The 12,792-nt window shown below is 42.0% G+C and carries 12 protein-coding genes; 5 read left to right on the top strand and 7 right to left on the bottom strand.

The genetic code is table 11. The features are described 5' to 3' along the window. Positions 1-57: 57 nt before the first annotated feature. Positions 58-2,244 (top strand): ATP-dependent helicase, encoded by a 2,187-nt coding sequence (locus tag AAEY72_RS10675; protein WP_352310508.1) that lies wholly within the window; start codon positions 58-60, stop codon positions 2,242-2,244. Positions 2,245-2,610: 366 nt separating this feature from the next. Here AAEY72_RS10675 and AAEY72_RS10670 read toward each other — a convergent pair whose 3' ends face one another. Further along, on the bottom strand, positions 2,611-3,495 hold the full coding sequence (locus tag AAEY72_RS10670) for a LysR family transcriptional regulator (protein ID WP_010196172.1): 885 nt from the start codon (positions 3,493-3,495) through the stop codon (positions 2,611-2,613). Positions 3,496-3,639: 144 nt separating this feature from the next. Here AAEY72_RS10670 and AAEY72_RS10665 point away from each other — a divergent pair, with 144 nt between their 5' ends. The 4 genes from AAEY72_RS10665 (at position 3,640) to AAEY72_RS10650 (ending at position 7,099) form a co-directional block, all read left to right on the top strand. Then, a complete protein-coding gene (locus AAEY72_RS10665) occupies positions 3,640-4,248 on the top strand; it encodes a LysE family translocator (protein ID WP_352310507.1) in 609 nt (202 codons plus the stop codon). Positions 4,249-4,259: 11 nt separating this feature from the next. Continuing rightward, positions 4,260-4,931 carry a bifunctional phosphoserine phosphatase/homoserine phosphotransferase ThrH gene (thrH, locus tag AAEY72_RS10660; RefSeq protein WP_352310506.1) on the top strand — a complete coding sequence of 224 codons (672 nt, stop codon included), beginning with the start codon at positions 4,260-4,262 and terminating at the stop codon, positions 4,929-4,931. 522 nt (positions 4,932-5,453) lie between these two features. Continuing rightward, positions 5,454-6,704 (top strand): NAD(P)/FAD-dependent oxidoreductase, encoded by a 1,251-nt coding sequence (locus AAEY72_RS10655; RefSeq protein WP_352310505.1) that lies wholly within the window; start codon positions 5,454-5,456, stop codon positions 6,702-6,704. Between the two features lie 56 nt (positions 6,705-6,760). Further along, the gene (locus tag AAEY72_RS10650; protein ID WP_040642715.1) at positions 6,761-7,099 is read left to right on the top strand and encodes a RidA family protein; all 339 of its coding nucleotides are present in this window, start codon (positions 6,761-6,763) and stop codon (positions 7,097-7,099) included. Between the two features lie 419 nt (positions 7,100-7,518). Here the strand turns inward: AAEY72_RS10650 and AAEY72_RS10645 are convergent, their stop codons facing one another. The 6 genes from AAEY72_RS10645 to nudC all read right to left on the bottom strand — a co-directional run bounded on the left by AAEY72_RS10645 (position 7,519) and on the right by nudC (position 12,704). Continuing rightward, positions 7,519-7,815 carry a DUF3144 domain-containing protein gene (locus AAEY72_RS10645; protein ID WP_051000698.1) on the bottom strand — a complete coding sequence of 99 codons (297 nt, stop codon included), beginning with the start codon at positions 7,813-7,815 and terminating at the stop codon, positions 7,519-7,521. 174 nt (positions 7,816-7,989) lie between these two features. Next, positions 7,990-9,156, bottom strand: coding sequence for a methionine adenosyltransferase (metK, locus tag AAEY72_RS10640; protein WP_010196152.1), 1,167 nt, complete (start codon positions 9,154-9,156; stop codon positions 7,990-7,992). 167 nt (positions 9,157-9,323) lie between these two features. Beyond that, positions 9,324-9,920 carry a DJ-1/PfpI family protein gene (locus AAEY72_RS10635; RefSeq protein ID WP_352310503.1) on the bottom strand — a complete coding sequence of 199 codons (597 nt, stop codon included), beginning with the start codon at positions 9,918-9,920 and terminating at the stop codon, positions 9,324-9,326. A 75-nt stretch (positions 9,921-9,995) separates the two neighbouring features. Next, complete coding sequence (nth, locus tag AAEY72_RS10630; protein ID WP_502945371.1) at positions 9,996-10,640, bottom strand: endonuclease III; 645 nt, start codon at positions 10,638-10,640, stop codon at positions 9,996-9,998. A gap of 135 nt (positions 10,641-10,775) precedes the next feature. Then, complete coding sequence (locus tag AAEY72_RS10625) at positions 10,776-11,609, bottom strand: RnfABCDGE type electron transport complex subunit B (protein ID WP_189581161.1); 834 nt, start codon at positions 11,607-11,609, stop codon at positions 10,776-10,778. A gap of 99 nt (positions 11,610-11,708) precedes the next feature. After that, positions 11,709-12,704: an NAD(+) diphosphatase gene (gene nudC / locus AAEY72_RS10620; RefSeq protein ID WP_194618876.1), complete on the bottom strand. Its 996-nt coding sequence runs from the start codon at positions 12,702-12,704 to the stop codon at positions 11,709-11,711. Positions 12,705-12,792 lie beyond the last annotated feature (88 nt).

The following is a 12,792-nucleotide window of genomic DNA, read 5'->3' as shown; positions in this document are numbered from 1 at the left end:
TTAGGTGCTTTATACAGATAAAGGCGGCTAAAATAAAATGAAAGGCAAATTCCTATAATGACACCCACTATTTTTGACACGCACCGCTACCACTATCCGCAGAACTTTATGGAGATTAAGCCTAAGCTTGCGCGTCTTGAAAAAGCGATTAAAAAGCTAGAGACAAATCTAATCGACGCCGACGATGCTGCAAATGTTGAGCTGCTGAAGCAAAGGTTGAATAGTGATTTAGGCTTAAAAGTAGATTACGCCAGTGAGCTAAATCCTGACCAATTGTTAGCAGCCACTACTATCGATGGCAAGGTATTGGTCATCGCTGGTGCTGGCTCTGGTAAGACCAAAACCTTAACATATCGCACCAGTTATCTATTAGAGAACGGTGTGCCTCCTAAGCAAATATTGCTACTGACCTTTACTCGAAAAGCCGCCAATGAGATTAAGAGTCGCGCGAAAACCTTGCTCACTAACACCTTATCTGACGAGCAGTTATCCGAGGATGTTTTGCCGACCAGTAAAGCGCTAAACGATATCACCAGTGGCACCTTTCACTCGTTTTGCAATAGGCTGCTGCGTCAATATTCAGGGCTACTGGGTATCAATCCGCGCTTCACGATTCTAGATACGGGGGATGCTGAGGACGCGATTGACTTGATTTATAAAGAAAAGAAGTACCCAGCGCAAACTAAGAAACAAGCATTTCCACGCAAGAAAACCTTACAGAATATTTTCTCAACCTCTAGAAATCGGCGCATTCCTATTCGTAACTTGATCGAAGATAATTATCCTGATATTGCTATTCATATTCCTATCATTGAGCAATTGGCTGTCGACTTTCATGAGTATAAACGCGCCAATCATTTGTATGATTTTGACGATATTATCAGCCAAGTGGTGCGTCATCTAAAGTCTAACGACAAATTCCGTCAGCTGCTACAAGAAAACTACCGCTATATTATGGTTGATGAATATCAAGATACGAATATTCCGCAAAAGCAGCTGATTGATCTTATCTGTGCACCAGTCTCGGTCTCGCTGATGGTGGTCGGTGATGACAATCAAAGTATTTATGCGTTTCGCGGTGCTAATTACGAGAATATCTTGCTCTTCGGTGAGACCTATCCTGAGGCGAGTCTCATTAAGCTTGAGCAAAACTATCGTAGTACGCCTGCTGTTTTAAATTATATCAATGCTTTGTCCGCGCAAATCACGCTAGGGTATCAAAAGCAGCTCTATTCAAACGCGAGCATAACGGGCAACAAACCAACCTTTAGCCGTTTAAGCGATGAAACAAAAGAGGCCAAATATATAGCCGATAAGATTATCGAGCACAAGACAGACTACGATTACAACGATTTTGCAGTACTGTGCCGCACGTCTTTTCAGTCTAATTATGTACAGTTAGAATTTATGGAGCGCCATATTCCATTTATCGTGGTAGGGGGTATTAAGTTCGTTGAGCGCCGCCATATCAAGGATGTCTTAGCCTTTATAAAAATTCTTTATAATCCTAATGACACCATCGCTTGGCATCGAATTTTGACCTTGTTCCAAGGCGTTGGGACAGTTACCGCGACGCGTTTGACTCAAGCGATTAATGCTGATAACAATTCCTTTGAGCCATTATTACTACCGAAATTTAGCAAAAAAAGTCCGCAGTTAGAATCGCTTCATACGACTTTGACCAAAGCGCAACAAGCGGAGTCGGTTGAGGCTATCATTGAGCTGGTACTTGATTTTTACATTCCTATCCTAAAGATGATTGAAGAGAATTGGCGTGAGCGTAGTGAGGATTTTCGGGTGCTCAAAAATTTGGCAACAGAGCACAGTAGCCTTGATGATTTCTTAGAAAATTTGGCACTCGATCCGCCCAATGATTCGGTAGCGACAACCAGTCAGCCGGATGAAAATGGCAGTGACAAAGTCACTATCTCGACTATTCATAGTGCCAAAGGGTTGGAGTGGCCAGTGGTGTTTGTCAATTCATTGGTCGATGGCATCACGCCACATCATCGCTCGTTGGATGACTTTGAAGAGTTGGAAGAGGAGCGAAAATTATTTTATGTCGCCTGTAGTCGAGCCAAGACCAGATTGTATCTAACCGCACCTGATTACTTCGCCAGTTATTCAGGGTATTTCGATAAGCCCTCACGCTTTATCGCGGAGCTCTCTGCCGATGAAGTTGAGGTTAAAAGCTCTAAAAAACTGTTAGAGACGCTGGCGAGTGATGATCCAGTGTGGTGGTGATGTTTGAAGTGTATTAACGCTACAGGGCGTGCCATCAATTAGCACATTGATACATTGCCTGTTCCCTTACTGATACGCATAATGGCAGAGCGATATTTCTCTAAATATGCTCTAACGTTTGGCGTTACATTTTCGGCGACTTTTAGTCATGCTCTTTTGATACTTATCGTATAGATGAGCTTTTGTCTCAGCCTAAAAGGTGGTTTTAATAAATGACAGCATGAGCTGCTTTTGGGAGCAGTTGATGTCCTCAAAGCGATTCATATTACTGGAAATTTTCTCAGCAGTTCATTGATATAATATTGGTTATCCATTGCTTGTTATTGAAGTATAAGCAAATACATAGAATTTAAGTAAGCTCCAGATCTACTTCAAATTTCCCATAAACTGTACCTTGCTAATCAGCATCTCTGTTTTCAGCCAGTTTTTGAATATCACCTTTCTTTCATCTTCGTAAAAAGGGTAATAGGATAATAAATTATATGAAGAACTGTCCGCTACGGGAGGATGTACCAATGCTAAAAATTCATGTGAGATTTCTTTTTCCACCATAAATATTGAAACAATAGCTGTTCCTAAACCAGCTAAACATCCCTCAATACACAAATAGAAATGTTCTAACACCATGTGTTCGTACGATAAAATGTCACTACTCACTAACTTAGACTTGTTTATGTGTTGCCATAAATTTGGCCGAGAAGAAGTAAGTAAAAGCGTATTTGTCTGTTCGGTTCTAGTGTTGCGAACAGCAACTATGTATTCTTCAATAATTTTCTCATGAAATATATTCTTGTCCCATTCAAAATCGTTTCTGCGCAAAGCAATATCGATAGATTTCCCTTGAAAGTCTACGATTCCACCGCCCGTCAGTAACACAATTTCAAAGCCATAGTTTAGTGAGTTAAATTCAGCTAAACGCGGTATCAACCATTTCATAGAAATTGTAGGTTCGCAGGATAGTACCAATTGTTTCTTTTCATATTGCTGATTTTTTAAATCGACAAGGCAATCGTCTAATTTTGCAAAAACTTGCTGGCAGCAGGCGAAAAGTAAGCTGCCATTTGGGGTAAGTACAAGCTTCTTGTTCACTCTATCAAATAAAATAAGACCTAAAGCATCTTCTAGATTTTTAATCTGTTTGCTCACTGCGCTCTGTGTCACAAACAATTTTTGAGATGCTAACGTCACGCTACCATGCTGTGCAACGTAATAAAAAAACTTTAGCGAATTTAATGATATCTTTTCTATCATGCCAAAAACTCATAAATACTCATGTAAATAAATCAATTTTAGTTTACTAATAAATATAGGAAGATACAACTGAATTGAATAACTACACGAGGTAAGTGTGAAAAATACAGGAAATATGGCTAATAGAAGCATAGAGGTAGACAAATGACAGAATTCTTAGCCGTTATTATGATTACCATTCTTGCTGTCATCAGTCCAGGCGCTGATTTCGCTATTGTGACCAAAAATAGCTACTTATATGGGCGCTCTATTGGTGTATTAACTTCTATTGGTATAGCGTTAGGAGTATTAGTCCATGTCGCTTATACCTTGTTAGCCGTTGCCATTGTAATGGAGTTTGCGCCCAATTTTTTGACTATCATAAAATATCTTGGTGCGTTTTATCTCATTTATATTGGGTATAAGACATTTACACAAAAGCCTGTAAAGGATGTGGGCTCTTCTACCTGCATCAGTTCTGCACAAGCGTTACGATATGGTTTCTTTACGAACGCCCTGAATCCTAAGACTACATTGTTTGTTATTAGCACTTATACACAAATTGTTAGCGCTATCACCCCAAAATCCACTTTAATCGGTTACGGAATGTTCATGTCGGTAGCTCATTTCATATGGTTTGCTCTAGTGGCTTTATTGTTCTCTCAGCGTACTTTAAGAGAAAAAATGTTGAATAGACAAGTAGCAATCAATCGAGTGATTGGTTTCATATTAGCCTTATTAGGTATGTTCTTGCTCTTTACAAACTTAAATTAAGGATAGTCAAAATGAATAAAATAGCCTTTATCGATATGGAAGGTGTCTTAGTCCCAGAAATATGGAAATTTTTAGCTAAGCGCCTAGATATATCTGAGCTTAGCATCACAACAAGGGAAGTAGAGGATTATGAAAAACTGATGCTATATCGCATAGCTGTTCTAGAAAAACATCAGATCACGCTACCAAAAATACAAAGTATTATCGGGCAACTTAATCCAATTGAAGGAGCAAAAGAGTTTCTACAAGCATTAAAGATGAAAGGTTTTGAGATTAAGATTGTGTCAGACTGCTTTCATGAATTAATTGAAGGATTCTTGCAGCAGCTCGAAGTTCCAATGGATACCGTATATTGTCATCGTTTGCAGATTGATAGTGCAGGCTATGTTAATAAAGCACTATACAGTCGCCAACATGGTAAACATGAGATTATAGAAAAATATCCTTTATCATTGGGAAATAGTATAGCGATTGGCGACGCGTTTAATGATTTTACGATGCTAAGCGCAGCCACTCATGGATACTTATTCTCACCTTCAAAAGAAGTTGTAGAGAAGGCGCTACCTATGTTTAATATCGTAAATAGCTATCAGGAAATTATTGATTCTATTAAGGCGTGTCCTCAATCTGAACGAAAGAGCCTAAAAATGGCTAGATCTTGCCAAACTGCGTCAGATAACTAGTCAATATCTCGATATCATCTGAGCTACTTTCCTTGTTTGGCTGCAATTTATCTAATTTTAAGCCTTACAGTTTAAATGGTGACACGCCATAGTATAAAAACTGTTTATATAGCTTTATAGGTAAAAGATCTTTTAAATTCGTTTACCTTAATTATTTTACTAAAAACATTATAATGTGCTTCCGATAAATTCGGGGCAGATTATAGTGTTTTTGGTACATGGTTTCCTCAGATTTAAATTATTTGCGTTTGCTTATGAAGTTAAGAGAAAGAATGGCCTGACAATTAGTTGACTAATTTCATAGTTTGACAGCCTGATTCCGCACTGAATATTCATTTAATAACCCTGTTATTCCTACTAATTTAATTTCTGTTAGAATCCTATAACCAAAAGTATTAGATAACAAAAAAGTCCGTCAGATAAGGGTTTAAAATTTGTCCTAATGCGTTACTATTACCACCTAATTCTGTTAGACCCTTATATTTGATACTCTGTATTAACACCCTAAAAAAAGGATAGGTTATGCGCTATGAAGTGATCGTTATCGGTGCAGGCATGGTTGGCACCTCAGTTGCGTGGCATCTACAAAAAAATAGTTCACAAGTACTGATGTTAGATAAGAAGTTACCAGGGTCAGAGACCTCATATGGTAATGCTGGGTTGATTCAGCGTGAAGCCATTCATACCCATCCTTTTCCTCGTCAATTGACTGAAATGATCAGAGTATTACCGAACCAAGGCACTGACATTCGCTATCGTATCCCAGCGATTCTGCGTTACCATCAAGCGTTATTGCAGTATTGGAAATACTCTGTGCCTGCGACTGTCAAACAAATCGAATCAGAGTGGCAGACGCTGATCGCGCATTGTACCAGTGAGCATCAGACAATGATTTCAGCATCTGGTGCTGACGAGCTAATCACGCGTGATGGCTGGTTACAGTTGCATCGTTCTGAAGAGACGTTTAAAGAAGCACAAGCGTCAGCCATTGATGCTCGCAATCAAGGCGTTGAACATAACGTCCTAAACCTTGAAGAGCTAAAAGCAATGGAACCTAGCGCCAATTTTGAAGGTTTCGTTGGGGCGATTCATTGGAAAAACTCTTGGCAAGTATCGAACCCAAGCTCGCTAGTCAAAGCGTATGCGAAAAACTTCCAAGAGATGGGCGGTACGATCAAAGAAAGCGATGTCAAAGAAATCGTACAAGACGGCGAAGGTTGGAAAGTTATCACTGATAACGATACGTATTATAGTGATAAATTGGTCATCGCCGCTGGTCCTTGGTCAAACGACTTGATTAAACCACTTGGTTATAATCTGCCATTGTTCCCAATGCGTGGCTATCATCAGCATTTCAAAGTGACGGAAAAAAACACCATCAATCACAGTATGTTTGATATGGACAAAGGCTTTGTGATGGGGCCGATGCAGCAAGGTATCCGTATCACGACGGGCGCTGAGATGACGACGATGGATGCGCCAAAAAACTTTGGACAATTAAAAACCGTATTGAAGCTGGCTCGTAAAATCTTACCATTAGAAGACGCAGTAGAATCTGAAGCTTGGGCAGGATCACGTCCTTGTATGCCTGATATGAAGCCAGTAATTGGTCCTGCGGATAAGCATGACAAATTATGGTTTGCGTTTGGTCACAGTCATCAAGGTTTTACTCTAGGGCCTATGACAGGGCGTCTCGTTGAAGAGATGATTCATGAAAAGCCGTTATTGGTAGATGTTGCACCATTTAGCGCCCAGCGTTTTTCGAAAAAATAGTGCATTTGATAGATTTAGCACAGACTTAAATCAATAATTTGAAGGTATATAAAATGATCAAAAAACTACACAGCACTCAGCGCATGAGCAGAATTGTCGTCCACAACCAGACCGTATATTTATGTGGTCAAGTGGGCAACGCAGAAGACGATATCAAAGCACAAACTTTGACGTGTTTAGAAAAAATCCAAACGCTGCTAGAAGAAGTCGGTAGTGATAAATCAAAACTACTATCAGTGACGGTTTGGATCAAAGACATGGCGGATTTTGCAGCAATGAATGAAGTCTACGACAAATGGTTTGAAGGCATTCAGCCTCCAGCCCGTGCTTGTGGCGAGTCAGCACTAGCACGTCCTGAGCTATTGGTTGAGATGATCGCTATCGCTGCTGAGTAGTAGACTGAACGTAGCACCTGTATTAAACGAAAAGGACATGATAGCGATATCATGTCCTTTTTTATGCTGTGTTCAATATGTAGTCAGTGAAAAGTAATATCGATACATCACGCACTGCTGATATCAATTTTTTGCTTGCTGTGCCTGTGTAGACAGAGGCTACAAAAAATTAATATCAGCAGTATCGTAGCGTTTTTGGGGTATTTTGACTATATAAAAGAGTGACAGCATTAACCTCGCTTGAAGTATTACATCTACACTCGGTCGCCTTGTATTTCTTTTAAATTGAATGGAATGTATGCTTAACTATTCAGGGTTAATAAAAAACCCAAGCCTACAATTAGGCTTGGGTTTAATGTCTAATGATCTTTAAGCCTGCCATAAAGCATAATTGCTATGCTTTAAGCGTTTAAAAAGATTTATTTAGCGACTTTATCATCTTGATTTAGCTGAACGTATTTATCAAAGTTTTGTGCATAATCGGTTAAGTTGTCGCTTAGCATTTGGCGATATTGTTTGACATAGAACTCGACAATATCATCTTTTTCTTTGGCAAAATCATCACCTTTTACAAAGCCAATAGAGGCAACTGACGCGCTATAACGTGCGGCAGCATACAACAAAGACGCGCCTACTTGACCTGAATGAGCATCAGAACCCAACTGACTGTTGGCGATACCGATGATGGCATCGGCACGTTGATAAAACGCCTGCATTTCAGGGGTGATTTCAACGCTAGCATCAACATTGCTGTCTTTAATGTTGTTGTCTTGAGGGTTGCTGTCTTGAATATTGTCTTGAGACATAAGCGATTCCTAATAAGTATCGGTAATTTTAGATTTATAGAGACGGTCTGTTTGTAAGAGACTAAGGGACATCAGGTAATATTTTTACAACCCTGCGTCTGCTTTTAAGATTTCAGCTTTGTCTGTTTTTTCCCACGTAAAGGCAGTTTCAGAGCCGGGACGACCAAAATGCCCAAACGTCGCAGTCTGCTGATACATAGGTTGCAATAAGTTCAGCATACGGGTAATGCCATAAGGGCGCAGATCAAAATGGGTACGAATCAGGCGAATGATCTCGTCATGGCTGATGTTGCTGGTACCAAAGGTATTGACCGAGATAGATGTCGGTTCAGCGACCCCAATGGCATAGCTCACTTGCACTTCACAGCGGTCAGCCAGCCCAGCAGCGACGATGTTTTTGGCAACATAACGCACAGCATAAGCGGCGCTGCGATCTACTTTTGAAGGGTCTTTGCCACTAAAGGCACCGCCGCCATGACGTGCCATGCCACCATAAGTATCAACGATGATTTTACGACCTGTCAATCCAGCATCACCAACCGGCCCACCAATGACAAATTTGCCCGTGGGATTGATGTGGTAGCGTGTGCCAGCATGAAGTAGGTCTGCTGGCAATACTTGCTTAATGATAGATTCCATAATCGCTTCTTGCAAATCGGCTTGCGAGATACTGGGATCATGCTGGGTCGATAGGACGACAGCATCGATAGCAACGGGACGAGTGCCATCATATTTTAGAGTAACTTGCGCCTTGGCATCGGGACGCAACCATGGTAGATCACCTGCGCGGCGTAGCTCAGACTGACGCTCCATCAAGCGATGAGCATATTCAATAGCGGCTGGCATCAATACTTCAGTCTCGTTGCTGGCGTAGCCAAACATTAAGCCTTGATCGCCTGCACCTTGCTCCTCAGGATCGCTACGATCGACACCTTGGGCAATTTCTGGAGATTGCTTACCCAGCATGTTAATAACTGCACACGTCTCACCATCAAAACCCAAGTCAGAATGGTGATAACCGATACCGTTGACAGTATCACGCACGATACGTTCGACGTCGATATTTGCCGTTGTGGTCACTTCACCAGCCAATATCACGGCACCTGTTTTAACCAAGGTTTCGCAGGCAACACGGGCATGGAGATCTTCACGTAAGATGGCATCAAGAATAGCATCTGAGATTTGGTCAGCCATTTTATCAGGATGACCTTCGCTCACAGATTCTGAGGTAAATAAGTTGTATTCGCGCATAGTTGGATCGCTTAATGGCAAGGACTGTAATCTATAAACTCAGTCAGGATTAAATGTTAACGGAAAAATAAGGCAAAATTGAATCAAAAAATTATGACATTTTACCGTGAATCGAGTTAAAACTCTAGCGATGGATAGTATTATGAAGTAACTGGGCATGGATTGGATTAACCATGGTAAAAGTCATCAATATCGCTATTTTCTTGCCAGCGATATTCAGTATAGTTAGCAATCTGACGAGCCGTCTCTATGTCATGTCTGTCAGCGATAAAGCCAAGCGCCATATCCATGCCAGCACTAACCCCTGAAGAAGTATAAAACTTGCCATCGATGACCCAGCGTGCTTGCTCTACCCAATGGACTTTATCAGACTGCGTTATTACCCATTGCCATGAGAGCTTATTAGACGTTGCGCGCTTGCCATCCAAAACACCAGCTTTAGCCAATAATGCGCTACCCGTACAAACGCTAAGCGCCCAATCAGCGTGTTCAACCAGTGTGGTAAGCGCTTGCAAAAACGGTCTATGATTGATCTGCTGGCGAGTACCCATTCCGCCAACCATCAATACAATATCAGTCTGATACGCCAATTCTGTGACAGCGACCGTCTGCATCGCAACGCCATGTTTACTGTGAATGATACCACCACTCAGCGAGGCAAATTGCAGACGATAATGCTCAGGCAAGCAGCCAAACATCTCGATAGGTCCAAACAGATCCAAGGTCTCAAAATCGTCAAATAGTAGGGCGGTCAGCGTATGCATTGGGCTTCCTCAATTCTAAATAAAGAGTGGTTGTAATCCTGAAAACTATAATTCTAAAAGCTACAGTCCTTAAAACTACAGTTCCAAAAACTTGGCTTTGTCCTTAAACATACATTCGTCATAGACAGGGCAAGCACCGCATTTGGGTGTGCGAGCCTGACAAGTATAGCGGCCATGTAAAATCAGATAATGGTGCGCATCTACGATAAAGTCGTCTGGGATGCGTTCGACCAGCTTGTTTTCAACGATTAATACGTTTTTGCCCGTGGCAAGACCAGTCCGATTGCCCACACGAAAAATATGCGTATCGACGGCCATAGTTGGTTGCCCAAAAGCGGTATTTAAGACCACATTGGCGGTTTTGCGTCCAACGCCAGCGAGCGATTCTAAGTCCTTACGATTATCAGGGACGGTACTATCAAACTTCTCAATCAAATCTTGGCAGGTTTTAATGACGTTTTTAGCTTTGGCATTATACAAGCCAATATTTTTTATATAGGACTTTAAACCCTCTTCACCCAGTGCCAAGATTGCTTCAGGGGTATTCGCCACTGGATATAATTTCTGGGTGGCAATATTGACACTCACATCCGTCGCTTGTGCAGATAAGATGACTGCAATCAGTAGCTCAAAATTACTTTTATAATGTAATTCCGTCACTGGCTCATCAATCATCGCTGCCAACTTTTCAAAGAATGGACGGACGTCACGATTGGGCATGCGCCGCGATGGTGGGGTATCGGCAGTTTTGTGTTTGACGGTTTTACTCATGGTATTTTTACCATTAATTAGTCTAGGGTCTGTTGAACATTTTTAACGTGAATCCACTATATAATGCACGTATTTATGAAATAGTCATAGCTGCGCAAGTTCGGCTTGCAATGCGTCAAGATCCGTTTGTTTGCTCTCATTTGGACGAGCACTTAATTGTTTTTCTAGCTTTTTGATTTTACTGCGTAGCTTGGCTGCTGCAATGGTGTTTTTTGCTTGTGCTTCACTTATATTTAACGATTGACTGGCGGCATTATTCAGCTTTGCCTCGACCATGCTGACCACAGGTCTACTATTGCTACTATCAGCAAGCTGCTCGGTGACGCGTCTAAGATGAGTATGATAGCGCTGCCTTAAGTCTTCTTGTTCTGCCTCGCGCTCAGAGATAGACAGCTCACGCTCAATCGTGACCAAATCAATGCAATCAACTGGGCAAGGTGCGATACAAAGCTCACAGCCCGTGCACAAGTCCGTAAAGATAGTGTGCATGTGCTTGCCAGTACCAACGATAGCATCGACGGGGCAGGCGGGTATACATTTAGTACAACCGATACAGTCATCTTCACGGATGACGGCGCGTACCTCGGTCGGCCGCGTCGATGTGGCGTCTATCGGCCACTGAGATGGCGCGGCTTTGAGGGTTGTTTCATCGCTGTCAAGAGTCACGATTTGCGCAATAGCATCAGTAACCGGTTGACCACCCGGCACACATTTATTGTACGGCTCGTTATCTACTACGATAGCGGTAGCATAAGGCAGGCAACCGTCTGGATGTTCACACAGACCGCACTGCGTCTGCGGCAGACAGGCGTCAATAAGGGCAATTTTTGCTTGCATATCAGCAGGCAATGTTTCGATATTCAAGGTATCGAACAGTATGGGCAGATTGATTAGACGAATATTACTACTGCTTTGCATTTAATTAAAAACCTTAACATCGGTCATCAAGACTGGCGTTATTAACATGGATGGAGACATTAAAGTGAGGCGCTTGTATTATAGTAGATAATTAATCTACTATAGTGCGATGCCTTGTTCATGAGCAATCTGGGCGATCAGCTCGTAGGCAATGCTGCCCTTAAACGGTATTTTGGGCAAATTAGAGAGATCAAAAAAATCGGCGTGTGACAGCTCCTCTTCTTGTATTACAATATCGCCAGCCGCATAAGAAGCGCGAAAACCAAGCATTAAATTAGAAGGAAATGGCCATGGCTGACTGCTGACATAGCGAATATCTGATAGGCTGATGTTGACCTCTTCTGCTACTTCTCGCACGACCGCATGCTCTAAACTTTCACCCACTTCTACAAAACCTGCAATCAAGCCGTACATTAGGGGGCGCTTTTGTTCTCCATAACGGTGATGATGAGCGAGCAAAATTTGCATCTCTCCCGTCTGCGGATTGGGTCGAGTGATAGCCGTAATAACACAAGGCTGGACACGAGGGTATTGGCGTAATCGGCATACTGGACAGACCATGGCACGCTCATCTGCTGTGGCATGAACAACTGGGGATGCGCAGCGACTACAAAACTGTGTATCTGTCTGCCAGCGTAACAGCTGTATGGCTTGGCTAATCTGAGCTGATAAGGCGGCAGGTAACTGCGTGATAAGCTGTCGATACGGCACAAAAGCGTTCCCGCTGCCCTCTGCAATCATAGGCAATGCGATATCATGCGCTACTGCATAATCATAGGTAATGGCATTGGCTGCTTGCGCAGTGAAAGTGGCAGCGTCCTCGGTAGTTCCAGAATCAGACTCAGTCGCAACCAAAATTTCTGTACCATCATTGATACTATTATTAGCCTCAGACTGCCAGTGACTTGGAGCTAGGCTTTCGAGTAGTGCTACGTTGCCTATTTGATAGGTAGGCTGTGGCTCTTTGCCACTGTCGCTAATACTGATATTGTCACTGATATTGAACGGTGGTAATGGGATGTACAATGGCCACCAGCCGTTGATCGTTTGATGGCAGAGTACAGTATCATCACTAAATACAAAAGCGCGAGTCATAAGCAGGTTTCCAAACGGTCTAAATCAAGTACGTAGCAAATAAGGTACGAACTTGTTTAAAGTAAAAGTTTTAAATCACTCGTCAGCA

Source organism: Psychrobacter sp. W2-37-MNA-CIBAN-0211, assembly GCF_040309405.1.
GTDB classification, from domain to species: domain Bacteria; phylum Pseudomonadota; class Gammaproteobacteria; order Pseudomonadales; family Moraxellaceae; genus Psychrobacter; species Psychrobacter glaciei.
The sequence above is the reverse complement of the archived record's forward strand: the minus strand, read 5'-3'. Positions and strand labels throughout refer to the sequence as shown.

Excerpts from the sequence above, each read along its gene's own strand:
- AAEY72_RS10675 (WP_352310508.1), top strand. The coding sequence starts at position 58 with ATGACACCCACTATTTTTGACACGCACCGCTACCACTATCCGCAGAAC.
- AAEY72_RS10670 (WP_010196172.1), bottom strand. The coding sequence starts at position 3,495 with ATGATAGAAAAGATATCATTAAATTCGCTAAAGTTTTTTTATTACGTT.
- AAEY72_RS10665 (WP_352310507.1), top strand. The coding sequence starts at position 3,640 with ATGACAGAATTCTTAGCCGTTATTATGATTACCATTCTTGCTGTCATC.
- thrH (WP_352310506.1), top strand. The coding sequence starts at position 4,260 with ATGAATAAAATAGCCTTTATCGATATGGAAGGTGTCTTAGTCCCAGAA.
- AAEY72_RS10655 (WP_352310505.1), top strand. The coding sequence starts at position 5,454 with ATGCGCTATGAAGTGATCGTTATCGGTGCAGGCATGGTTGGCACCTCA.
- AAEY72_RS10645 (WP_051000698.1), bottom strand. The coding sequence starts at position 7,815 with ATGCAGGCGTTTTATCAACGTGCCGATGCCATCATCGGTATCGCCAAC.
- metK (WP_010196152.1), bottom strand. The coding sequence starts at position 9,156 with ATGCGCGAATACAACTTATTTACCTCAGAATCTGTGAGCGAAGGTCAT.
- AAEY72_RS10635 (WP_352310503.1), bottom strand. The coding sequence starts at position 9,920 with ATGCATACGCTGACCGCCCTACTATTTGACGATTTTGAGACCTTGGAT.
- nth (WP_502945371.1), bottom strand. The coding sequence starts at position 10,640 with ATGCCCAATCGTGACGTCCGTCCATTCTTTGAAAAGTTGGCAGCGATG.
- AAEY72_RS10625 (WP_189581161.1), bottom strand. The coding sequence starts at position 11,609 with ATGCAAAGCAGTAGTAATATTCGTCTAATCAATCTGCCCATACTGTTC.
- nudC (WP_194618876.1), bottom strand. The coding sequence starts at position 12,704 with ATGACTCGCGCTTTTGTATTTAGTGATGATACTGTACTCTGCCATCAA.